The organism is Roseovarius sp., from assembly GCF_018066915.1.
Taxonomy (GTDB): Bacteria; Pseudomonadota; Alphaproteobacteria; order Rhodobacterales; family Rhodobacteraceae; genus Roseovarius.
In genome coordinates this window covers 1-21910 of the sequence record NZ_JAGPVV010000039.1, presented here as the reverse complement: position 1 = coordinate 21910, position 21910 = coordinate 1, and the positions used below count along the sequence as shown (strand labels likewise).

Here is a 21910-nt window from a genome sequence, read left to right as displayed (position 1 = left end):
AAGGCCATTCGCGAGAGTGGTCTGGGCATCAATCCGCAGCTCAATGGCACGATCATCATGCTGCCGATCCCCGAATTGAACGAGCAGCGCCGCAAGGAGCTCACCCGTGTGGCGGCGCAATATGCCGAACATGCCCGCGTTGCCGTGCGCAATGTGCGCCGTGACGGGATGGACCAGATCAAGAAGGCCAAGACCGACGGCATGTCGGAAGACGACCAGAAATTCTGGGAATCCGAGGTGCAATCCCTGACTGACCGCTTCATCAAGCATGTGGATGACTTGCTTGAGGGCAAGCAAGCAGAGATCATGCAGGTCTGATGGCAAAAAGCGCGCCCATGGCAGGAAAATCAACCCCGGCGACGGGGCCGCGCCATGTGGCGATCATCATGGATGGCAACGGGCGCTGGGCGCAAAAGCGTGGGCGCCCGCGTCTCTTTGGCCATCACGCAGGCGCGCGGCGGGTGCGCGAGATTGTGCAATCCTGCCCCGGTCTGGGTGTCAAGTATCTGACAATATTTGCCTTTTCCACCGAGAACTGGAAGCGGACGCAGACTGAGGTGGCCGGGCTGATGAGCCTCTTTCGCCGCTACATCATGAAGGAAATGCAGGAATTCGTGCGCGAGAACGTGCAGGTGCGCTTTATCGGCGACCGACCGCGCCTTGATGCCAAGCTGCGCGGGCTGATGGACGAGGCCGAGGCGATGACCGCGCATTGCACGGGCACGAACCTGACCATCGCGCTCAATTACGGGGGGCGGGACGAGGTGTCGCGCGCCACGCGGCGGCTGGCCGAGGATGTGGCCGCAGGGCGGTTGCGCCCCGAGGATGTGGACGAGGAAACCTTGCCCCGGTATCTGGATACTTATGTGTTGCCCGATCCCGATCTGGTGATCCGCACCAGCGGCGAGGCGCGGATTTCCAATTTCCTGCTCTGGCAGTCGGCCTATGCGGAATATGAATTCATCGACACACTCTGGCCGGATTTCACGCCGGATGTCTTTGCGCGGTTGCTCGCGCAATATGGCACGCGGGATCGCCGCTTCGGCGCTGTGCCTGCATGAGCGGCGCGGCGCGCTGGGCTGATCTCTGGCCCCGGCTTGTTTCGGGTATCGTGCTGATCATCGTAGGCGCGGTCGAGATCTGGGTAGGCGGGCTGCCCTTTGCCGCGCTGGTCTGTGCGCTGGCGGGCGCGATGATCTGGGAGGCGGCGCGGATGTTCGCAGCCCCCGATGCGCTACGCTCTGGCGTGCTGGCGGCGGTGGCGGTGGCGCTGGCGCTGTGGCTGCCGGGGATCATGGTCTTGCCGGTCCTCTTGGCGGCGGTGGTCGTCGCTTCAAGCTCGGTCGAGCGCGAGCGCGGGCCGTTCTTTGCACTGGCGATCTGGGCGCTCTTGGGCTGTTACGCCATGGGCACCCTGCGCGCCGAGGCGGGGTTGGTCTGGGTTTTATGGCTGGTGGCGGTTGTGGTCATCTCTGACGTGTCGGGCTATTTCGCGGGGCGCGCGCTGGGCGGGCCCAAGTTCTGGCCGCGGGTGAGCCCCAAGAAAACTTGGTCTGGCACGATAGCGGGCTGGGTTGGGGCGGCGGTGATCGGCCTGATCTTTGCTGGGCCGACCAAAGCGGGGCTGGCGCTGGTGCCGTTGTCGGTGGTGGTGGGGTTTGCCGGGCAGATGGGTGATATTGCCGAAAGTGCCGTCAAGCGGCTGCGGGGGGTCAAGGACAGTTCCAATCTCATCCCCGGTCATGGCGGTGTGCTGGACCGGTTCGATGCGATGCTGGGGGCGGCTCTGGTGGTTGTCATGATGTGGGCGCTGGGCCTCTTGCCGGGGGTGGCATGAAACGAATTTCCATTCTGGGCGCGACCGGCTCTGTCGGGCAGAACACGATTGACTTGGTCCGCCGCGCGCCGGGGGCCTATCAAGTGGTGGCGCTGACCGGAGGGCATCATATCGACCGGCTGGCGCGGGATGCGATTGATCTGGGGGCCGAGGTGGCGGTCACGGCGCATGACGATCTGCTCGTGTCGCTGCGCGAGGCGCTCAAGGGCAGCAAGGTCGAGGCGGCGGCAGGCAAGGCCGCGTTGATCGAGGCGGCCAGCCGTCCGGCGCAATGGGTGATGTCGGCCATTGTCGGGGCGGCGGGGCTGGCGCCCGGTCTGGCGGCGCTGGAGCAAGGCGCGACGCTGGCGCTGGCCAACAAGGAATCGCTGGTGACAGCCGGGGCGCTGATGATGCGCACCGCACGGGCCAACCGCGCCCGAATCCTGCCGGTGGATAGTGAACATTCGGCGATTTTTCAGGCCCTGGTGGGCGAGGATTACGCCGCCGTCAACCGGGTGATCATCACCGCCTCGGGCGGGGCGTTCCGCGATTGGCCGCTGGAGCAACTGGCCCGCGCCACGGTGGCCGAGGCGTCAAGCCATCCCAATTGGGCAATGGGGCAGAGGATCACGATTGATTCCGCCTCGATGTTCAACAAGGCGATGGAGATGATCGAGGCGCGCGAGTTTTTTGGCTTTGCCCCCGATCAGATCGAGGTGCTCATTCATCCGCAGTCGCTTGTGCATGCGCTGGTGGGGTTCTGCGACGGGGCCTTGATGGCGCATGTTGGGCCGCCTGATATGCGCCATGCCATCGGCTATGCGCTGAACTGGCCGCAGCGACAGGCGCTGCCGGTGGCAGCACTCGATCTGGCGGCGATTGGCACGCTGGAGTTCCGCCCGCCCGACCCCGAACGCTATCCGGCGCTGCGGCTCGCGCGCGAGGTGATGCAGGCGCGGGGCCTCTCGGGGGCGGTCTTCAATGCCGCCAAGGAGCGGGCGCTGGATCATTTCATCGCAGGGCGGATCAGCTTTACCGATATGAATATCGTGGTCGAAGAGGTTCTGGCCGCGTTGCAGGATGCGCCCGAGGCGCGGAATTCCGATCTGACCCTTGATGTGGTGGCCCATATGGACCATCTGGCTAGGAAGCAGGCCGATCTGGTCGTGACGCAGCGAAGAACCCAAGGATAAAGCGTGGAAATTCTGACCTCTCTGCCGCAGTTCGGCAATCTGTTCCTGACCCTTTTGGCCTTTGTCGTGGCCCTCTCTGTGATCGTCGCTGTCCATGAATATGGCCATTATATCGTCGGGCGCTGGTCAGGGATCAAGGCCGAGGTGTTCTCGCTTGGCTTCGGCCCGGTGCTGTTTTCGCGCATGGACCGGCATGGGACGCGCTGGCAGATTGCGGCCTTGCCCTTTGGTGGGTTCGTCAAGTTTCTGGGGGATTCCGATGCCGCCAGCGGCAAGGACGGTGCGGCGATGGCCGCGCTGCCGCCGGAACGCCTGCGCCAGACCATGCACGGCGCGCCGCTCTGGGCGCGCACGGCGACGGTGGCGGCGGGGCCGGTGTTCAACTTCATCCTGTCCATCGTGATTTTCAGCGCCGTGATGATGACCGGTGGCAAGACCGCCGATCCTCTGACCGTGGGCGCGCTCAAGCCGCTGCCGGTTGCGGGCGTCACGCTGGAGCCGGGCGACCGGGTGCTGAGCATCGAGGGGCAACCCCTGCCCGATGTGGCCTCGGGCGAGGTTTATGACAACATGATCGACGCGCTGCCGCGAGAGGCGCTCTTGCGCTACACGGTCGAGCGTGCGGGGCGCGAGATCGAGGCGATGGGGCCGCAGCTCATGCCGCCCTTGATCAGCGGGCTTGCACCGCAATCGGCCGCATTTGCCGCGGATTTGGAGGCGGGTGATGTCATCACGGCGGTCAATGGCACGCCGATTGTGGCCTTTGAAGAGCTCAAGGATGTTGTCGAAGGGTCGAACGGGGCACCGATTGCCCTGACGGTGTGGCGGCCAGAGGGCGAGAGCCACGAGGTCACGATCACGCCGCGCCGGGTGGACGAGCCGCAGCCCGAAGGCGGGTTTCGCACCGAATGGCGGATCGGGATTGCGGGCGGCATGGCCTTTGAGCCTGCGACCGAGCGTCTGGGGTTGATCGAGGCGGTGGGCGATGCGGTGGGCCAGATCGGCGACATCATCCAAAGCTCGCTCTCGGGGCTCTATCACATGATCACGGGCGCGATCAGCAGTTGCAATATGTCCGGGCCGATCGGCATCGCGCAGGTGTCGGGGGCGATGGCCAGTCAGGGCGCGCAGAGTTTCATCTGGTTCATCGCGGTGCTGTCGACGGCGGTGGGTCTGCTCAATCTCTTTCCTGTGCCGGTTCTGGATGGCGGGCATCTGGTGTTCTACGCTTATGAGGCGGTTGCGGGCCGTCCGCCCAGCGAGCGGGCGTTGCGGGTGCTGATGACCGTTGGTCTCACGCTCATTCTGTCGCTGATGCTGTTTGCCCTCTTCAACGATATTTTCTGCCCCTAAGGGCGGGTGAGGCAATCCTGACTTGTCCGGCGTGAGCATTTCGCGCGATGCTGCGCGTGTGCCGTGAGGGAGCGCAGAGCATGTCGGAACATGACTATACCGCCCGCGTCGTCTGGACCGGAAACCGGGGCGAGGGGACGCGGCATTACAAAGGCTATGACCGCACCTGGAATGTCGAGACGCCGGGCAAGCCCGTGATCCATTGTTCCAACGATCCGCTGCTGGGAGGAAACCCCGGCCTGCACAATCCCGAGGACATGCTGATTGCCGCGCTCAGCGCGTGTCACATGCTGTGGTTTCTGCATCTGGCGAGTGATGCAGGCATTGCCGTGCAGTCCTACGAAGATGATCCGCTCGCCGTGGGCGAGACCGACAGCACCGGGGCGAGCCGCTTTCTGCGCGCCACGCTGCGGCCAAGGATTGCGGTGCCGGTGGGGACTGACCTTGCCCAAGCCGATGCGCTGCATGGGCAAGTGCATGCCTTCTGCTTCATTGCGCGGTCGGTGAATTTTCCAGTGATCTACGCGGCGCGCTACCGGGTTCTGGCGTGAGTTGTCCGGTGGCGTCGGTTTCAGGCTTGCAGCTTGGGTGGCTGCGCGGCTAGGCTGATCCTGTCAGGGTGCCGCCCTTTGGGGCGGAGAATTGGGAAGCCGGTGCAACTCCGGCGCTGCCCCCGCAACGGTAAGGGAGGGCGTTTCGGCAATAGGCCACTGGGCAGGATTGTCCGGGAAGGTGCCGCGACGCGAGGGCCACGTGGCCTGCCGCCCAAGCCCGGAAACCAGCCTTGGCGTGACGTCGAATCGCGGGGTGCGGTGCGGGCGTGCGCGCGCCAAGCCGGTTTCTCTGTCGTGCCATGTCCCTTGCCCTTCCTGCCCCATCCGACCCGGGGTGCGGTCGGGGAGAGCTGAAGATGAGTTTTCAACGAATCATGGATGGGCTGGAGCGCAGTCCCGCCACCGGCGCGCAGGCGGTGCAGGTGGCGCGGATGGGGTTTCTGCACTGGGCCTGTGGCGTTGAGGGACCCGTGACAACGCAGATGGTGCGAGCGGCGCTGGACTGTCCAGCGGCACAGGCCGCGGAAAGCGACGCGGCACGGGCCTTTGTCGGGGTCTTGCAAGAGGCAAGCAGGGTGTGTCTGGCAAGGCCGATGCGGCGATGTCGGGCGCGCGTGGTGCATTGAGACAGGCGCCTGCGTGATCCGCGCGGCACCTTTTCGGGAATTGCTGGAAGACTGTGATCGCCGTCTTGCGTCCGCGCAATAAAAAACGGCGGCACCAGGGAGGAGGAGGGGTGCCGCCGTTTCCTATACGTCCGGCCCAGGGAGGAGGAGAGGGCCATCCGCAAAACGAAAGGACTTGTTCAGTCCCGATTTGACGGCCCTAGGCATCAGGGAGGAGGAAAGATGCCCGTGACCGTAACAGATACCCCAGGGAGGAGGAGGGGGGTATCTGATCCTTTATTACGACCGGTGGCCGTAAACTGTTTCATGCGCAACGCGGCGGATTTCGCTGCGGTGCAGGCCCAGATCGGCGAGGTCATGGGCGCTCAGTTGCGACAACTCATTGACCGTGCGGCGATAGGTGCGATAATTCACGATGCGCTGCATTGCAGCATATACAGCCGCGCTCAGGTCTTCGCCAAGCAGGGCGGCGGCAGAGCGGCTGGTGTGGAACGTCGTCGGCATTTTTCGGGTCCTTGCGGATTTGATCGTGTTCAAGTTCGGCGAGGTTCGTTTCGCCTTTTGTTGAGACTAAGATACGCTTTTGCTGCGCCTGCACAATACCCATGATAAGCAATGCTGCTATGCAGCAATTGCATACGCCGAAAGTGACCTAAGGTTAAGCAAATGCGGCATTTTTTAGGCGTTATGTGAAGATCTGCCGCCCCGGTTGTGCGGTGGACGAAAGAGCAACCCTGGACCAAAGGACCGAAAATGAGCGATTTTCGCAGCGAACTTGAAGCGCGGTTGCGGCACCTTGAATTGCCCGACGGGGGCGATCTCATGTCACGGGATATGGTGCGCGCGCTGGAGGTAGAGGCGGGCGAGGTGCGCTTTGTCATCGAGGCCCCAAGCCCGGAAATGGCGCGCATGATGGAGCCGCTGCGCGCCGCCGCCGAGCGTGCGGCGCTGAGCCTGCCGGGGATAGTTCGGGCGCGCGTCGTGCTCACGGCGCAGGCGGCCCCGCCTGTCTTGAAGTTGGGGCAGCATCCCAAGGGCGGCAATGCCTCGATCCGCCCCGAGGGCATCGGCGCGCTGCTGGCGGTGGCCAGCGGCAAAGGCGGCGTGGGCAAATCCACCGTCGCGGCCAATCTGGCGGTGGCGCTGGCGCGGCAGGGGCGGCGCGTGGGATTGCTCGACGCGGATATCCACGGGCCGAGCCAGCCGCGCATGATGGGGCTGAGCGCGCGCCCGGCAAGCCCGGATGGCACGCGGATCACACCGCTTGAGGCGCATGGCGTCAAGGTAATGTCGATCGGGCTGATGCTCGATCCGGCCAAGGCGGTGATCTGGCGGGGTCCGATGCTGATGGGGGCGTTGCAGCAGATGCTGGCGCAGGTGGATTGGGGCGATCTTGATGCGCTGATCGTCGATCTGCCGCCGGGCACGGGCGATGTGCAACTGACGCTCAGCCAACGCGCGCGGCCTGATGGGGCGATCATCGTCTCAACCCCGCAGGATGTGGCGCTTCTTGATGCGCGCAAGGCGATGGACATGTTCCGCACGCTGGATGTGCCGATTCTGGGCATGATCGAGAACATGTCGTTCTTTACCTGCCCGGACTGTGGCCATGAGGCGCATGTCTTTGGTCATGGCGGGGTGAAGCATGAAGCCGAGGGGCTGGGCCTTCCGCTCTTGGCAGCCTTGCCGATTGATCTGGAAACCCGACTTGCGGGGGATGCAGGCTGTCCTGTGGCGGCGGGGAACAGCGGGGCGGCGCGAGCCTATGCAGAACTGGCGCTCCGGCTGATCCGCGAGGGGCATGGGTGAAGGGAGAGGCCGCAAGCAGGTTCGAGACATCGAACCGCGCTGCGCTCACTCGGTGATCGGAGTGGCCACCAGCCCGAGGCGGCGGGCGCTGTCGAGCGAGAGCGTGTCGCTCTCAAGGCCGAGGGGGGCTTGATAGCGGGCGATGGCGGCGCGGGTGCGGGCATCGAACCGGCCAGTGATCTGCCCGGTGTAGAGGCCGCGCGCCGCGAGCGCGCGTTGCACCGAGGCGATGAACTCGGGCGTCTGCACATCGGCGCAGGGGGTCTCGAACCATGTCGTGACGCGTTCCCGCAGGATCGCCTGACGGGTAACGGTGGCATAGGTGGCGGGGCGCAGAACGCCGCCTTTGGCATCTGTCTCGGCAGGGGTGAGCTGCACCTGTTCGGTGACGGTTTCGATCACGGCGGGGGTGTCCTTTTTCCCCCAGCAGGTGCCGGGGGCGGCCCCCGGCGGGGCCTCGGCCCCGAGGTTGGGGCGATCCGCGCCGGAGGTCACGGGCTGACAGGCGGCGAGGGCGAGCGCCAGCACGAGGCAGGACAGGCGGAAAGGCATCATGGGCAGGCGTCTCGCAGGCGATGGACCGGCCAAGCCTAGCCTGTTTGCTCTGGCGGGGAAAGCGGGGTTTCGGGATCGGCTAGAAGGTCGAGCAGGGACGAGATGTCCTCGATCTCTTCGGCAACGAGATGGGTCACGCCCGATTGCCGCTCGACACGGCCTGTCACGCGCAGCATGCGCCCGGCGATGACCGCGCGGCGAAAGCGGTCGAACACCTTGCGCCAGATCACGACATTGACGGTGCCGGTCTCGTCCTCGAGCGTGACAAAGACCACGCCGCGCGCGGTGCCGGGGCGCTGGCGCACCAGAACCAACCCCGCAACCGTGACACGCCGCCCCGGCACCACCTCGGGCAAGGCGGCGGCGGTCAGGGCAGAGGGGGGACGGGCAGGGGGCATGAGGTCTCTGGGTTTTCTGGCGCGGGTAATCTTGAGGAAGAGCTATCCAATCCCGAGCGCCTTGTGCAAGCGCGTAGACGGTCACTGTGGCACGCTGTGATGCGGTGCAACGAGATTTGAAAGTCGCGCTTCATGTCGCGCCAATAAGACGTAGCGCGGTGTTTCCCAGATCCAAGGACGGCAGTCTGCTAATTTAGGGGGAAAGTGGCAGCCCGTAGGGGAGTCGAACCCCTCTTTTCAGGTTGAAAACCTGACGTCCTAACCGATAGACGAACGGGCCATGCCTTGGCGTGACGCGTAACTAGGCAAAAGCGGCGGGGGGTGCAAGAGGGATTTTGCAAAAACTTCGCCCTGCATTCAGAATTTTATCCCCCGAGTGTCGGGGGCGTCGGGCACGCGGATTTTCACGCCGGGGCGGCATCTTCGAGGCGCAATTGCACGGTCTGTCTCCCGCCCCAACTGTTGATGTCGAGCCGCCCGGCAAGGTGAAAGCGCGCGCCGCCGTGGTTCAGCAATCCAGGTCCAAGGGGGCCATCAAGCGCGCCAAAGCAGATCGCGTCGAGGCTGGCCCCCATGCCATCGCCAAAGCGCAGCTTGAGATGCGCGCCGCTCAGCGCCTTGGCGAAGGTGATCTGGCAATCGGGAAAGACATAGCGGGGACCGGGCGCGCCCGCGCCAAACGGACCGGCGGCTTCGATCCGCTCGACCAGTTCGACGGTGGCGGCACCGGGCATCAAGAGACCGTCGAGCCGCAGATCGGCGGGGCCACCCGCGCCGGCACCCTGCTTGGCGAGCAACTCCGCAAGGCGCGCCATCGCGGCCTCGAGCCGGTCGCGCGCCACGGTGAGGCCCGCGGCCATCTTGTGCCCGCCGCCCTTGATCAAGAGCCCCTCGCTGGCCAGCCGTTGAATGGCAGCCCCGAGATCGACGCCCGAGACCGAGCGACCAGAGCCTTTGCCCTCGGCCCCGTCCAGCCCGATCACGATGGCGGGGCGGTTGGCGCGCTCCTTGAGGCGGCTTGCGACAATGCCCACGACGCCGGGATGCCAGCCTTCGCCAGCCGCCCAGACGAGGGGGGCATCAAAGCCGCGCGCCTCGGCCTGAGCAAGGGCGGCATCACGCACCAGCCCCTCGACCTCGCGCCGCTCGGTGTTGAGCTGATCGAGGCGTTCGGCCATAGCGCGGGCCTCTGAGGCATTGTCCGAGGCCAAGAGGCGCGCGCCCAAATCCGCTTTGCCGATCCGCCCCCCGGCATTGACGCGCGGGCCAAGGAGAAAGCCCAAGTGATAGGCATTGGGGGCTGTGTCCATCCGCGCCACATCCGCGAGCGCCACCAGACCGGGGCGCGTGCGCGCCGCCATCACGCGCAGGCCTTGGCGCACAAAGGCGCGGTTGACGCCGATGAGCGGCGCCACATCCGCCACGGTGGCCAGCGCCACCAGGTCGAGCATCGCCATCAGGTCCGGCCCCTCTGCACCCGCCGCACGCAGTTGACGCCCGGCCTCGACCAGCATCAGGAAAACCACTCCGGCGGCGCAGAGATGGGCGAGATCGCCGCTCTCGTCCTGACGGTTGGGATTGACCACGGCCAGGGCGGGGGGCAGGGATTCGCCGCCCAGATGGTGATCGAGCACCACCACATCCGCGCCCTTGGCGGCGGCAATCGCCTCATGGCTGAGGGTGCCGCAATCGACGCAGACAATGAGATCGTGGCGCGCGGCCAGATCGGACATGGCGGGCACGTTGGGGCCATAGCCCTCGTCGATCCGGTCGGGGATATAGAGCGTGGGCGTGGGGGCCTGCATCTGTCGCAGCCAGTCGATCAGCAGCGCGGCAGAGGTGCCACCATCGACATCGTAATCGGCAAAGATGGCGATCCGCTCTGAGGCCTGAACAGCCCGCAGAAACCGCGCTGCAGCCTTTTCCATGTCGCGCAGGCTGCGCGGATCGGGCAAGAGATCGCGCAGCGTGGGGGCGAGATAGGCCTCGGCGGCATCCTCGGTCACACCCAGTCGGGCCAATGTCTGACAGAGCGGGCGGGGTAGGGCGGTGGCCTGCGCCATTGCTTCGGCTAGGCGGTCGGTCTCGACCCCCGGACCAACCCAGCGACGCCCCAAGAGCGAGTGTTCCACTCCGAGAAAGGCCGGTCCCATTCGCGCCTCCTCTCATTCATCTGGCGGCAAATACCTCGGGGGAGTCCCGGACTTGATCCGGGACGGGGGCAGCGCCCCCTACCCCTATGCCGCGTTCAGTCCCGTTTGCTGCGATAGATCATCCGCCGCACCGAGCCGGTGCGCGAGCGCATGAGCAAGGTTTCAGTCTCGACATAGCCGGGGCGGCGTTTGACACCCGAGAGGATCGAGCCGTCAGTGACGCCGGTGGCGGCAAAGATCACATCGGATGTCACCATCTCGTCGCGGGAATAGATGCGGTCGAAATCGGTGATCCCGGCCTTGGCGGCGCGGGCGCGTTCATCCTCGTTGCGGAACACGAGGCGGCCCCACATTTGCCCGCCCATGCATTTGAGCGCAGAGGCCGCCAGCACGCCTTCGGGCGCACCGCCGGTGCCCATATACATGTCGATCCCGGTACGGTCGGCCTCGGCGCAATGAATGACGCCCGCCACATCGCCATCGGGGATCAGGAACACGGCGGCGCCGGTGCTGCGCAATTCGTCGATCATTTCCTGATGGCGCGGGCGTTCGAGCACGCAGACGGTGATTTCGGACGGGCGGCAGCCGCGTGCGGCGGCCAGCGCCTCGACCCGCTCGCGCGGGCTCATGGCGAGGGAGACGACATTCTCGGGATAGCCCGGCCCGATCGCCAGCTTGTCCATATAGGTGTCGGGCGCGTGCAAGAGCGTGCCGCGCGGGGCCATGGCGATCACGGTCAGGGCATTGGGCATGGCCTTGGCGGTCAGGGTCGTGCCTTCGAGCGGATCAAGTGCGATATCGACGCCGGGGCCGTCACCAGTGCCCACCTCTTCGCCGATAAAGAGCATCGGCGCTTCGTCACGCTCGCCCTCGCCGATCACCACGACACCCTTGATGGCCAGAATGTTGAGCTGTTCGCGCATGGCGTTGACGGCGGCCTGATCGGCGGCCTTTTCATCGCCGCGCCCGATCAGGTCGGCGCAGGCCAGAGCGGCCTGTTCGGCCACACGGGCAAGGCCGAGCGAGAGCATGCGATCGTTGAAGGCGGTATCGGAGGTCATGGGATGGTCCTTGTACATCAGGTCAAATCAGCATTAGCGCCGGTCAGTCTGGCGCACAAGTCCGGCGGCCGGGCCGTGTCAGACGGTTTCGATGCGCAGCGCGACCGGCTCGCCCGACAGCACGTCGAGGCGGCTGATGCCGGTGAGGGCGGTGTCGAGCGCGTCGCGCGTGGTCTTGTGGGTCACGATCAGCACCGGCGCTGTGGTGGCATCATGGCGATACTGGCGCATGCGGTCGATGGAAATGCCCGCCTCGCCCAGCAAAGTCGCGACCTTGGCCAAGGCACCGGGTTTGTCGATCAGCGACATGCGCATGTAATAGGGGGCGGGGGTTGCACTCGCGGCGGTCTGGCAACGGGCCAGACCGGCGGCGGGTTGGCCAAAGGTCGGCAGGCGAAAGCCGCGCGCAATGTCCATCACATCGCCCATGACGGCACTCGCGGTGGGGCCCATGCCCGCACCGGGGCCGCGCAGCACGATCTGTTCGACATTGTCGCCTTCGAGCACGACCATATTGGTGCCGCCTTCCAGTTGGCCAAGGGGGCTGGTGTCGGGCACGAGGCAGGGCGACATCCGCTGTTCCAGCCCGCGCCCGGTCATCTGCGCCACGCCCAGGAGCTTGATGCGATAGCCCATGTCAGCGGCGTGGCGGATATCCTCGATAGTGATCTTTTCGATGCCTTCGAGCGCCACAGCAGCGAAATTGATCTGACAGCCAAAGGCGATGGACGCGAGCAGCGCCAGCTTGTGACCGGCGTCGATGCCACCCACGTCAAGCGTCGGATCGGCCTCGAGATAGCCCAGTTTGGCGGCTTCGTCGAAGACCTGCGCATAGGGCAGGCCCGCCGATTGCATGCGCGTCAGGATATAGTTGCAGGTGCCGTTCATCACGCCCATGACGCGGGTGATGTCATTGCCTGCCAGACCCTCGGTCAGCGCCTTGATCACCGGGATGCCACCTGCGACGGCGGCCTCGAAGCGGATCACGCAGCCTGCCGCCTCGGCGGCGAGGGCCAGTGCCTGACCATGATGGGCGAGCATCGCCTTGTTGGCGGTGACGACATCCTTGCCTGCGGCAATCGCCGCTTCGGTCGCGGCCTTGGCGGGGCCATCGGAGCCGCCCATGAGTTCGAGAAACACATCCACATCATCGCGTTTGGCAAGGGCGACGGGATCGTCTTCCCAAGCGTAGTCGCTGAGCGTGACGCCGCGATCCTTGTCGCGGGTGCGCGCCGAGACGGCGGTGATGACCACAGGACGGCCTGCGCGGGCGGCCAGAAGATTGGCCTTCTGCCGGATGATCCGCACGACCCCGGTGCCAACCGTGCCCAATCCGGCGATGCCAAGGCGCAGGGGTGTGTTCATGGGGTTCTCCGATTGTCACTGTCTATGGATTTGCCGCGATGTAACGGGTTCGGTGATGCCTTGCAACGCGGCTTGCACGGGCTGGGGCGTTGTTTTCAGTCGCTCACACCGCTTTGCATGCGGTCTTGGGTGCCGGGATCGACCACACCGCCCTTGAGCCGCGCGGCGCGCGCACGCAGCCCGGCGCTGCGCCGGTCGAGAGTATCGGCGGTGTCGGGCGTGATTTGGGGCGTGGTGGCCTGCGCCCGGATCTCTTCCACCGGGATCAGATCGGGATAGGAGGCGTCACGCGTGCGTTTGTCGACGGTCCGGTCGAGCGGCAGGATATCGCTGCATCCCGCCACAAGGCCGGTGATCAGGATCAGGATCAGAAGAGGTAGGCGCAGAGCCATGGCGGCCGGTATCCTTGTTCCGGTGGATGGTTCTGTCTTGCCATTCTTTGGGGTCAGAGAGCAAGCCGGGCTTTGATCTGAACGAATGTTCAGTTAAACCCGGTGTCATGGCACGAACCCAAGGCTCTCATTCCGATATCACCGGCCCGCGCGTGCGCGACGCGGCGCTGCGTCTTTTTGCGCGGCATGGCTATGCGGCGGTCTCGATGCGGCAGATCGCGGCGGCGGTTGGGGTGCAGGCGGGCGCGCTCTACAATTACACGCCGGATAAACAGACGCTGCTTTTTGATCTGATGCGCGGGCATATGGAGGATTTGCTGGCAGCTTGGGATGCGGCAGAGCCTGAGGGCGATGCGATGGCAGCCTTGGAGGCGTTCACCCGGTTTCATATCCGCTTTAATACCAGCCGGGCCGATGCGGTCTTTGTGTCCTACATGGAGTTGCGTAATCTGGAGCCTGAGAATTTTGCGGTGATCGAGGGGCTGCGGCGAGAGTATGAGACGCGGCTCGAGGCGGTGTTGCGGCGGGGGGCAGAGGCGGGCGCGATGGTGGTCGCCGAGCCGCGCATTGCCAGCATGGCGCTGATCGCCATGCTGACAGGGGTCAACACCTGGTATCGCGCTGAGGGCCGCCTGTCACTTGCGGAGGTCGAGGCGGTCTATTGGGATATGGTGCGGCGGTCGGTGGTGGGGTGAGGGGAGCGTGTGGTGTGCATAGGGGCGCGCGAGACGCTGTTTGTTCATCCCTCCCGCGCTGCTTGTCACTTGGCGTGAGCGCCGCCTTTCGCCTGCCCCCACGCCTCATTTAATGAAACTCCCATCGCGCAGTTCGCGCATGGCTTGGCGCAACTCGTCTTTCGTGTTCATGACAATTGGGCCGTGCCACGCGACGGGCTCTTGGATCGGCGCGCCGGAGATGAGCAGGAACCGCACGCCGTCTTCGCCCGCCTGCACCGTGACCCTGTCGCCAGTGCCAAAGCGGATCAGCGTTCGGTCGCCAGAGAGGTCGCGGATATGCACCTCTTGCCCGGCTACTTCCTTTTCCAGAAGAACGCCGGTCGGTTTTGAAGCATCGGCAAAGGCACCGGCTCCTTCGAACACATAGGCAAAGCTGCGCCGGTAGGTATCGACCGGAAGGGATTTCTTGACCCCCGCAGGCACCCAGATGTCGAGATACTGCGGATCGGCGGCGATGCCGTCCACAGGGCCGCGCTGTCCCCAGAAATCGCCCACGATCACCCGAACGCGGGTGCCGTCATCGTCGGTAATCTCGGGGATGTCTGACGATTTCACGTCCTGATAGCGGGGCGTGGTCATCTTTTGCGCGGCGGGCAGGTTGGCCCAGAGTTGAAAGCCGTGCATCTGCCCCTGCGCATTGCCGCGCGGCATTTCCTGATGCAGGATGCCCGATCCGGCGGTCATCCATTGCACATCGCCTGCGCCGAGACTGCCCTGATTGCCCAGACTGTCGCCATGCGCGACCGTGCCCGCGAGCACATAGGTGATGGTCTCGATGCCGCGATGCGGGTGCCATGGAAAACCGGCCGTATAGCGGGCGGGGTCATCATTGCGGAAATCGTCGAACAAGAGGAACGGATCAAGTTCGGTGGGGTCCTGAAAGCCGAAGGCACGGTGCAGGTGCACGCCTGCCCCCTCCAGCGTGGGGGTTGCGGCGCGTTGTTCCAAAACGGGTCTGATGGACATGAGGAATCTCCTTTGCCACAGGATATAGGCAGGCGGACGGTTCAAGGAATGGGTCCGTCTGTTCACCCATGAACCGCGCCTGTGCATTTTGCGCGTCACCCGCGCCTGTGCATTTTGCGCGCGCCCCTCTCGCCATGGGAAACGATCCGGGGTAAAGCCGGGCGCAAAGGGAGAGATCGCATGCAGGATGAAGAGGTATTGGCGGCACTGGGGGCCTCTGCGGGGCGTCGGATTCTCGGAGTGGGATCGGTCGCGGGTCTGGGGCTGACGCTGCTTTATCTGGCGCTTGTGCAATCACCGAGCCTTGGTTGGCTGGTGTTCATGGTCGGTTTTGGGGCCACTTGCGTCTTTCTGGCCGAGCGGATGTGGCGGGCCACGGCGCAATGGCTGATCCTGACGCGGGACGGGCTGCGCGACAACACAGGGCGGATGATCGCGCCCGTGGCGCAGATGCGCTCGGTGGACCGGGGGGTATTCGCGTTCAAGCCGTCGAACGGCTTTCGCATCCAGCTTACGGAAAAAGCCCCGGCCGTTTGGCAACCGGGGCTTTGGTGGCGCGTCGGGCGCAGCGTGGGTGTGGGCGGTGTCACCTCTGGCACGCCGGCCAAGTTCATGGCCGAGCAAATTCAGGACCTGATCACCCGTCAGTCGCAGGATTAGGCGGCGGTACAGACACCCTCGAAGCAGAGTTGTGAGGCAAAGCGCAGCGGCACGAACATCCGCGTCTTGATATTGGTGCCATCGGTAAACCCGGTGGAGAATACCGGATCATAGTCCGACGAGGTCTCGACCAGGATGAGCTCCTGTCCATCAAGCATCTGCGGCAGGGTCGCATGGGCGTTGCGCACATCGTCGGCGCTCAGCGGGTTGAGGTCGCCCGAGCCGCGCACTTCGGACCAGCGCAGTTCGAATTCGTCAATGTTGTTGTCCGTGTCGAGGTGGTAGCGCACCACGGTGACGCGCACCTGATTGTTGCCGTCATCGTTGGTCATGATGTCGAACAGCACCTTGACGTTGTTGATATAGGCCTCGTTTACCTCAGCCGTCTCGCGTGAGAGCATGTCGGCAACAGTGTAGGTCGCCTTTTCGCGCACGCTCTGATAGCGGAACATGTCGAAATATTCGTAGCTGAAGGTCAGTCCCATGAAGAGGAAGGGGAACATGACGACCGTTTCCATGGCGGCGGTCCCGCATTCCTGTTTCCAGAACCGGCGCAGCATCTTGAAGGCAGGGCGCAGGGTCATCAGATTGGCTCCTGAACAAAGGCGGTGGTGGCGATGAGCGCGGCTTGGCCGCTGCTGTCCGAGACCAGTTTGCTGCCCAGCACCCCCGCCGGGAACAATGGCCGGAACTTGAGGCAGGCGCGCAAGAGCATCAGCTCGTTCTGCTGACCGGGCACGAATTCACGAACCGGCTTGGCGGGTTCTGCCTCGTCTGTGCAATCGGCCTCGGCGTCGAGACCGTTGAAGTTACGGATATCTGCCGACCGCATTTGTAGCCGGAGATTGTTTTCGCAATCGTTGATGATCACCGTGTTGGCGCAGATGATCTGCTTGATGTCATCATGCTGTGGGGCTGTGCCGGTGCCCAGCCGCACCTCGCGCACCGCCATATCGAGACCACGCTCGAGGAAGGTGGCGCGCATGGTGACAAACCCCATCTCGATCGAAAAGATCATGATGCCGATGAAGAAGGGCGCCACCAGAACGAATTCGAGCGAGGCGGTACCGGTATCATCCTGCCGGAAACGGCGCAGGAAATTTCTGAACGCGCGGGTCATTGGGTCAACCTCAACTGTTTCACATTGGCCGCGATGGCGCTGAAGGCACTCGCAATATTCACGGTTGTCGCATTGTAGTGATGATTGATCGACGACGCGCATTTCTGGATTTTGTCGGCACCGGTCGGTTGGCTGCCCATTTCAAAGGCGATGGTGTAGATCACGATCCCTTCGGATTTGGCTGCGTCGCAGATGTCCTCAAGACGCTCGTCCTTCTTGGACCGGTTGATCGGGTTGTTGAGATAGTTGTTCCATGGACCCGAGTTTCCGGTGATGTTGTAATAGAAACGTGGCGACATCAGGCCCCATGCCGTTTCCCAGCTCAGACGTTCGCTGGAAATGAAGCCTGGTAGCGTGGACGCATTGTAGTTGTTGAACGTGGACCACGACACGTAACCGCCATCGGTGACATTGAACATGCGGCTGTCAGAGGGGCGGCGCAGATAATAGCTGACCTGTTCCTCGCCAGTCGGCGAGTAGATGCACGTGTAGCCACTGTAACTGCAATACTGCTGATATTGCGAGCCGTACCAGCGGCGGCCGTCATAGTTGCGCTGCAGGTAATCAAACTGCATTTGCTCGTAGGTGAGCTTGAAAAGGTCCGAGTTCGCCCCGCGATAGGTGTTGCTGAACCGGTAGGAATTGTCATTGGCCCCGTCGCCCATCAGGACGATCACCTTGAGCGTGTCGCTCTCGTTAAAGACAGCGGGCATATTGGTCAGCGCCGGTTCGACCAGCGAATAGGTCAGGATGGTGCCATCGTCTTGCGGAACCTGAATCGGCTCCTGTAAGCTCTGCACGACTGGCTGGAAGGCCGAGTCAAGCAAGGCCGCCGCCCATTTCACGCCCTCGTCGTTCGAGGTACTGCCGCCCGCCTCGAGCGAGTCAATCTTGGCGTGCAGCGACGCCTTGGTGGTCGCGTAGGGCAGGATATCGAAGTAATCCTGAGTATAGCACGACTGGTAATAGGTATCGAGGAAGCTGCTCAGGGGTGTTGTCGTCAGATCGCCAAAGGTGGTGCCCTCACGGGAGGTATAGATCAACTGATCATAGGCCGTGTTGGGATCAATCGTGGTTGTGTCGAAATCATCATCCTGCAACTCGAGGCAGGAGGAGTACTTGTGGCTTTCGTTGACCGTCAGCGCCTCGTAGATTTCCTTGGAGGGGGTGACGCCCCAACTGAACGGGACCACCGAGATCACCGCGTCATTCGGTTCCGTGCTGTCGAGAATGGAGTCGACAAAATTCTTGGCGGCGGGTCTGAGCGCGTCGATCCGCGCGCCCATCATCGAGCCCGAAACGTCGAGCGCCATGGCGATTTCAAGTTTGGGGATCGTCACCTCTGCGGTGGAATTCCCGGCGGATTCCAGGGTATCGACCCCGGCGAGACGCATGAGATAGGTGTCGAGGGTCTGGGATGCGCGCGCTGTGACCTTGGACGAGTTGAGGCGAATGTCGATATCGCCTGCTTCTTGCGCCGCAAGATAATCTGCCTGTCCGGATTTGGCGAAATAGTCTTCGATCACCGCTCGTGCAGCAGCGTTGTTGACCGCCGTGGCCCCGGCCAGAACAGCCCGGTCCAGTGTCGCCTGAAGACTGGCGCGCGCCATTTCCTGACGCATGGTATCAATCCCGATACCGCCCATGATCAAGAACATGACGAAGATCGCAAAGGCGAGCACCGTGACCGTGCCCTCTTCTTCCTTGAAGAAACGCTCTGCATAATCTCCGGCGCGTGTCGTCTCGCGCAGTTTTGACCGTACCCCCCGATCCAATGTCTTGCTATTCCAAAGCATGTTAACACCTCATTGTGACGGAGCCTTTCCCCAACCCCGCACTGCACCATCTGGTCTTATCCCCTTTGTCTATGGCCGAATTATGGCGGGTTTCGGACAGAATTTCAGAAGTTAACCAATTAAAATCAACAATATAAAAGCCCGTTCTCGATTGTTGTGACTCTGGCGACAAACCCTGAGGCCGGGCCCCGCCCGCACCGGACAGCGGCGCGGGTGGGTAGACAAACTGTCCACATCAGTTAACCATGAGGCAGGACACCGGGGCCGCGCGCCACTTGGGCCAGTCTATTGCTCCGGGTCGCAACAGGGAGAGGACGAATGAACGCCAGCAAGGAACCCAGCTTTCGCGAGAGTGTGGATCTGATGTTCAACCGCGCGGTGGCGCTGATGGACCTGCCACCGGGTCTTGAGGAAAAGATCCGCGTCTGCAATGCGACCTACACCGTGCGGTTCGGCGTGCGCCTGCGCGGACAAATCCATACCTTCACCGGCTATCGCAGCGTTCATTCCGAGCATATGGAGCCGGTCAAGGGCGGTATCCGCTATGCCATGGGGGTCAATCAGGACGAGGTCGAGGCGCTCGCGGCGCTGATGACTTACAAATGCGCACTCGTCGAGGCCCCGTTTGGCGGCTCAAAGGGTGGTTTGCGGCTTGATCCGCGCCAATGGGAGGAACACGAGCTTGAGATGATCACCCGGCGCTTTGCCTATGAGCTGATCAAGCGCGACCTGATCAACCCGGCCCAGAACGTGCCCGCCCCTGACATGGGTACCGGCGAGCGCGAGATGGCGTGGATCGCCGATCAATACAAACGCATGAACACCACGGATATCAATTACCGTGCCTGCGTGACCGGCAAGCCGATCAATGCGGGTGGTATTCAGGGCCGGGTCGAGGCGACGGGGCGCGGCGTGCAATACGCCCTGCACGAATTCTTTCGCCATCCCGAGGATGTTGCGGCGGCGCACCTCTCAGGCACGCTCGAGGGCAAGCGGGTCATCGTGCAGGGCCTCGGCAACGTGGGGTATCACGCGGCCAAGTTTCTGAGCGAGGAAGACGGCTGTCTCGTCACCGGCATCATCGAGCGCGATGGCGCGCTGGTGGATGACAAAGGGCTGAATGTCGAGGCGGTGCGCAACTGGATCGCGCGCCACGGCGGCGTCGATGGCTATCCCGAGGGCAAATACGTCAAGGATGGCGCAAAGGTGCTTGAGCAGGAGTGTGACATCCTCATTCCCGCCGCGATGGAGGGGGTGATCAATCTCGGCAATGCCGCGCAGATCAAGGCACCGTTGATCATCGAGGCCGCGAATGGCCCGGTGACGGCGGGGGCCGATGACATTCTGCGCCAGAAGGGCACGGTGATCATTCCGGACATGTATGCCAATGCAGGTGGTGTGACAGTGTCCTATTTCGAATGGGTCAAGAACCTCAGCCATATCCGCTTTGGCCGGATCGGGCGGCGACAGGAAGAGGCGCGCCATCAGCTCTTGGTGACGGAATTGCAGCGGCTCAATCGCGGCCTTGGGGATGCTTGGGAAATGTCGCCGGATTTCAAGCAGAAATACCTCAAGGGTGCGGGCGAACTGGAATTGGTGCGCTCGGGGCTCGATGACACGATGCGCACGGCCTATCAGTCGATGCGCGAGGTCTGGCATGGGCGTCAGGATGTGACGGACCTGCGCACGGCGGCCTATCTCGTATCCATCGCCAAGGTTGCGGCGAGCTACCGCGCCATGGGGCTCTGACAGCCTTAGGTCGCGCATGGGCCTGAAAATGGCGGGAAAGATGGCAGAGCTTCGGCTCTGCCATTGCTATTGATGGGCGAAGTTGGTTCAGTCGCGCCAGATTGGGCGCAAGGGGAGTGGCATGCGATTTTCCGGCCTGCGGGTTCTGAAAGAAGGGCTGACCGGCAACAAGGGCTGGCAGGCGCATTGGCGCGATGCAACGCCCAAGCCCGAGTATGACGTGATCATCATCGGCGGTGGCGGTCATGGTCTCTCGACCGCTTATTACCTGGCCAAGCGGCACGGGATCACCAATGTCGCGGTGCTGGAAAAGGGCTATCTGGGTGGTGGCAATGTGGGGCGCAACACCACCATCGTGCGCGCCAATTACTTCCTGCCGGGCAATTCCGAGTTCTACAGCCATTCCCTGAAACTCTGGGAGGGGCTGGAAGAGGACCTCAATTACAACGTCATGCATTCTCAGCGGGGGCAGATCGTGCTGTTCCATTCGGACGGGCAGCGCGATGCGATTGCGCGGCGCGGCAATGCGATGATTAACCGCGGCGACGATGCGGAACTCCTGAGCGTGGCGCAGCTTAAACGGATGGTGCCCTATCTCGATTATGAACAGGCCCGGTTCCCCATTCACGGCGGGCTCTTGCAGCGACGCGCAGGCACGGCGCGGCATGACGCGGTGGCCTGGGGCTATGCACGGGGGGCAAGCGATCGGGGTGTGGACCTGATCCAGAATTGCGAAGTGACGGGGATCGACATCGAGAATGGCCGGGTGCGTGGCGTGCAGACCACGCGCGGGGCCATTCGCGCCAAGAAACTGGCGATTGTGGTGGCGGGGCGCTCAAGCCAAGTGGCGGCGATGGCCGGCATGCGTCTGCCCATCGAGAGCCATGTCTTGCAGGCCTTTGTGACCGAAGGGCTGAAGCCCTGCATCGACCATGTGATCAGCTTCGGCATGGGACATTTCTATATCAGCCAGTCCGACAAGGGTGGGCTCGTCTTTGGCGGCGATCTGGACATGTATGCGTCCTATGCGGCGCGCGGCAACCTGCCGATTGTTGAGCATGTGATGGAGGCGGGCATGACGCTGATGCCGATGATCGGCAATGCCCGCGTGCTGCGCAGCTGGGGAGGGATCATGGACATGTCGCCCGATGGCTCGCCCATCATCGACCATTCGGGCATCGAGGGGCTCTATCTCAATTGCGGCTGGTGCTATGGCGGGTTCAAGGCTGTGCCCGGTTCGGGGGATGCTATGGCGCATCTTATTGCGACGGACAGGCCGCATCCGGCGGCCACGGGGTTCCGGCTGGACCGGTTCCGCACAGGCCGGGGTCTGATGGACGAAGAAGGCACCGGCGCGCAGCACAACCTGCATTGAGCGGCGCGCAGAGGGCGGGATTTGAGTATTTTGGGAACGATGAAAGCGCGGGTAAGATGAGGCTGGGCTGTCCGATCTGTGGCGAGCGGGATCGTCGCGAGTTCTACTATCAGGGGGCTGCGCTGGCGCGGCCCGCGGGCGAGGCTTGGGCACCGGAGTGGGATGATTACATCCACAATCGCGACAACCCGGCGGGTGTGACCCGCGATCTGTGGCAGCACGAGCAGGG

General features: G+C 63.6%; 24 protein-coding genes, 1 tRNA gene and 1 riboswitch. Of the genes, 13 read left to right on the top strand and 12 right to left on the bottom strand.

The annotated features are described in order from the left end of the window. The 7 genes from KBT70_RS02220 to KBT70_RS02190 all read left to right on the top strand — a co-directional run. The coding region (locus tag KBT70_RS02220) for a ribosome-recycling factor (RefSeq protein ID WP_296628276.1) at positions 1 to 318 on the top strand (318 nt) is incomplete at its 5' end. Continuing rightward, the gene (locus KBT70_RS02215) at positions 318 to 1061 is read left to right on the top strand and encodes an isoprenyl transferase (protein WP_296628274.1); all 744 of its coding nucleotides are present in this window, start codon (positions 318 to 320) and stop codon (positions 1059 to 1061) included. The genes KBT70_RS02220 and KBT70_RS02215, both read left to right, overlap by 1 nt. Then, entirely contained in the window at positions 1058 to 1837 is a 780-nt protein-coding gene (locus KBT70_RS02210) for a phosphatidate cytidylyltransferase (protein WP_296628272.1), read from the top strand. Before KBT70_RS02215 ends, KBT70_RS02210 begins: the two co-directional genes overlap by 4 nt. Next, the gene (dxr, locus tag KBT70_RS02205; protein WP_296628270.1) at positions 1834 to 3012 is read left to right on the top strand and encodes a 1-deoxy-D-xylulose-5-phosphate reductoisomerase; all 1179 of its coding nucleotides are present in this window, start codon (positions 1834 to 1836) and stop codon (positions 3010 to 3012) included. The genes KBT70_RS02210 and dxr overlap by 4 nt, the downstream gene beginning before the upstream one ends. 3 nt (positions 3013 to 3015) lie before the next feature. Next, positions 3016 to 4365, top strand: a complete 1350-nt coding sequence (gene rseP, locus KBT70_RS02200; RefSeq protein ID WP_296628268.1) for an RIP metalloprotease RseP — start codon at positions 3016 to 3018, stop codon at positions 4363 to 4365. Positions 4366 to 4445: 80 nt separating this feature from the next. Beyond that, positions 4446 to 4916, top strand: coding sequence for an OsmC family protein (locus KBT70_RS02195; RefSeq protein ID WP_296628265.1), 471 nt, complete (start codon positions 4446 to 4448; stop codon positions 4914 to 4916). A 49-nt stretch (positions 4917 to 4965) separates the two neighbouring features. Further along, a riboswitch (cobalamin riboswitch) is annotated at positions 4966 to 5167 on the top strand. Between the two features lie 108 nt (positions 5168 to 5275). Next, a complete protein-coding gene (locus tag KBT70_RS02190; protein WP_296628263.1) occupies positions 5276 to 5545 on the top strand; it encodes a hypothetical protein in 270 nt (89 codons plus the stop codon). Between the two features lie 279 nt (positions 5546 to 5824). Here KBT70_RS02190 and KBT70_RS02185 read toward each other — a convergent pair whose 3' ends face one another. Beyond that, positions 5825 to 6049: a DUF1127 domain-containing protein gene (locus KBT70_RS02185; protein ID WP_296628260.1), complete on the bottom strand. Its 225-nt coding sequence runs from the start codon at positions 6047 to 6049 to the stop codon at positions 5825 to 5827. A 249-nt stretch (positions 6050 to 6298) separates the two neighbouring features. On the opposite strand from KBT70_RS02185, the gene KBT70_RS02180 reads away from it, so the two are divergent. Then, on the top strand, positions 6299 to 7354 hold the full coding sequence (locus KBT70_RS02180) for an Mrp/NBP35 family ATP-binding protein (protein ID WP_296628259.1): 1056 nt from the start codon (positions 6299 to 6301) through the stop codon (positions 7352 to 7354). Between the two features lie 45 nt (positions 7355 to 7399). Here KBT70_RS02180 and KBT70_RS02175 read toward each other — a convergent pair whose 3' ends face one another. The 7 genes from KBT70_RS02175 to KBT70_RS02145 form a co-directional block, all read right to left on the bottom strand. Continuing rightward, on the bottom strand, positions 7400 to 7909 hold the full coding sequence (locus KBT70_RS02175; RefSeq protein WP_296628257.1) for a peptidoglycan-binding domain-containing protein: 510 nt from the start codon (positions 7907 to 7909) through the stop codon (positions 7400 to 7402). Positions 7910 to 7944: 35 nt separating this feature from the next. Further along, positions 7945 to 8307: an OB-fold nucleic acid binding domain-containing protein gene (locus KBT70_RS02170; RefSeq protein WP_296628254.1), complete on the bottom strand. Its 363-nt coding sequence runs from the start codon at positions 8305 to 8307 to the stop codon at positions 7945 to 7947. Positions 8308 to 8512: 205 nt separating this feature from the next. Then, positions 8513 to 8587 (bottom strand) — tRNA-Glu (locus tag KBT70_RS02165). Positions 8588 to 8711: 124 nt separating this feature from the next. After that, positions 8712 to 10460, bottom strand: coding sequence for a single-stranded-DNA-specific exonuclease RecJ (gene recJ / locus KBT70_RS02160; protein WP_296628252.1), 1749 nt, complete (start codon positions 10458 to 10460; stop codon positions 8712 to 8714). 95 nt (positions 10461 to 10555) lie between these two features. Beyond that, complete coding sequence (gene glpX / locus KBT70_RS02155; protein ID WP_296628249.1) at positions 10556 to 11521, bottom strand: class II fructose-bisphosphatase; 966 nt, start codon at positions 11519 to 11521, stop codon at positions 10556 to 10558. Positions 11522 to 11599: 78 nt separating this feature from the next. Next, positions 11600 to 12886: a homoserine dehydrogenase gene (locus KBT70_RS02150; protein ID WP_296628248.1), complete on the bottom strand. Its 1287-nt coding sequence runs from the start codon at positions 12884 to 12886 to the stop codon at positions 11600 to 11602. A 95-nt stretch (positions 12887 to 12981) separates the two neighbouring features. Continuing rightward, entirely contained in the window at positions 12982 to 13278 is a 297-nt protein-coding gene (locus KBT70_RS02145) for a hypothetical protein (RefSeq protein ID WP_296628245.1), read from the bottom strand. A 107-nt stretch (positions 13279 to 13385) separates the two neighbouring features. On the opposite strand from KBT70_RS02145, the gene KBT70_RS02140 reads away from it, so the two are divergent. Continuing rightward, entirely contained in the window at positions 13386 to 13973 is a 588-nt protein-coding gene (locus KBT70_RS02140) for a TetR/AcrR family transcriptional regulator (protein WP_296628243.1), read from the top strand. 105 nt (positions 13974 to 14078) lie between these two features. On the opposite strand, the gene KBT70_RS02135 is transcribed toward KBT70_RS02140, so the two are convergent. Next, positions 14079 to 14981 carry a pirin family protein gene (locus tag KBT70_RS02135; RefSeq protein WP_296628241.1) on the bottom strand — a complete coding sequence of 301 codons (903 nt, stop codon included), beginning with the start codon at positions 14979 to 14981 and terminating at the stop codon, positions 14079 to 14081. A gap of 180 nt (positions 14982 to 15161) precedes the next feature. On the opposite strand from KBT70_RS02135, the gene KBT70_RS02130 reads away from it, so the two are divergent. Further along, positions 15162 to 15641 (top strand): hypothetical protein, encoded by a 480-nt coding sequence (locus KBT70_RS02130; protein ID WP_296628239.1) that lies wholly within the window; start codon positions 15162 to 15164, stop codon positions 15639 to 15641. Here KBT70_RS02130 and KBT70_RS02125 read toward each other — a convergent pair. The 3 genes from KBT70_RS02125 to KBT70_RS02115 are packed head-to-tail and all read right to left on the bottom strand — an operon-like array spanning position 15638 to position 18557. Beyond that, positions 15638 to 16225, bottom strand: coding sequence for a TadE/TadG family type IV pilus assembly protein (locus KBT70_RS02125; protein WP_296628235.1), 588 nt, complete (start codon positions 16223 to 16225; stop codon positions 15638 to 15640). The genes KBT70_RS02130 and KBT70_RS02125 overlap by 4 nt on opposite strands. Beyond that, positions 16225 to 16761 (bottom strand): TadE/TadG family type IV pilus assembly protein, encoded by a 537-nt coding sequence (locus KBT70_RS02120; protein WP_296628232.1) that lies wholly within the window; start codon positions 16759 to 16761, stop codon positions 16225 to 16227. The genes KBT70_RS02125 and KBT70_RS02120 overlap by 1 nt, the downstream gene beginning before the upstream one ends. Continuing rightward, positions 16758 to 18557: a Tad domain-containing protein gene (locus KBT70_RS02115; RefSeq protein ID WP_296628231.1), complete on the bottom strand. Its 1800-nt coding sequence runs from the start codon at positions 18555 to 18557 to the stop codon at positions 16758 to 16760. Before KBT70_RS02115 ends, KBT70_RS02120 begins: the two co-directional genes overlap by 4 nt. Before the next feature lie 318 nt (positions 18558 to 18875). Between KBT70_RS02115 and KBT70_RS02110 the strand changes: the two genes are divergently transcribed. From KBT70_RS02110 to KBT70_RS02100, 3 genes are all read left to right on the top strand, one after another. Beyond that, positions 18876 to 20306 (top strand): Glu/Leu/Phe/Val dehydrogenase, encoded by a 1431-nt coding sequence (locus tag KBT70_RS02110; RefSeq protein ID WP_296628228.1) that lies wholly within the window; start codon positions 18876 to 18878, stop codon positions 20304 to 20306. A gap of 121 nt (positions 20307 to 20427) precedes the next feature. Beyond that, positions 20428 to 21681 (top strand): sarcosine oxidase subunit beta family protein, encoded by a 1254-nt coding sequence (locus KBT70_RS02105; protein ID WP_296628226.1) that lies wholly within the window; start codon positions 20428 to 20430, stop codon positions 21679 to 21681. Between the two features lie 56 nt (positions 21682 to 21737). Continuing rightward, a partial coding sequence (locus KBT70_RS02100; RefSeq protein WP_296628278.1) for a sarcosine oxidase subunit delta occupies positions 21738 to 21910 on the top strand: 173 nt, incomplete at its 3' end.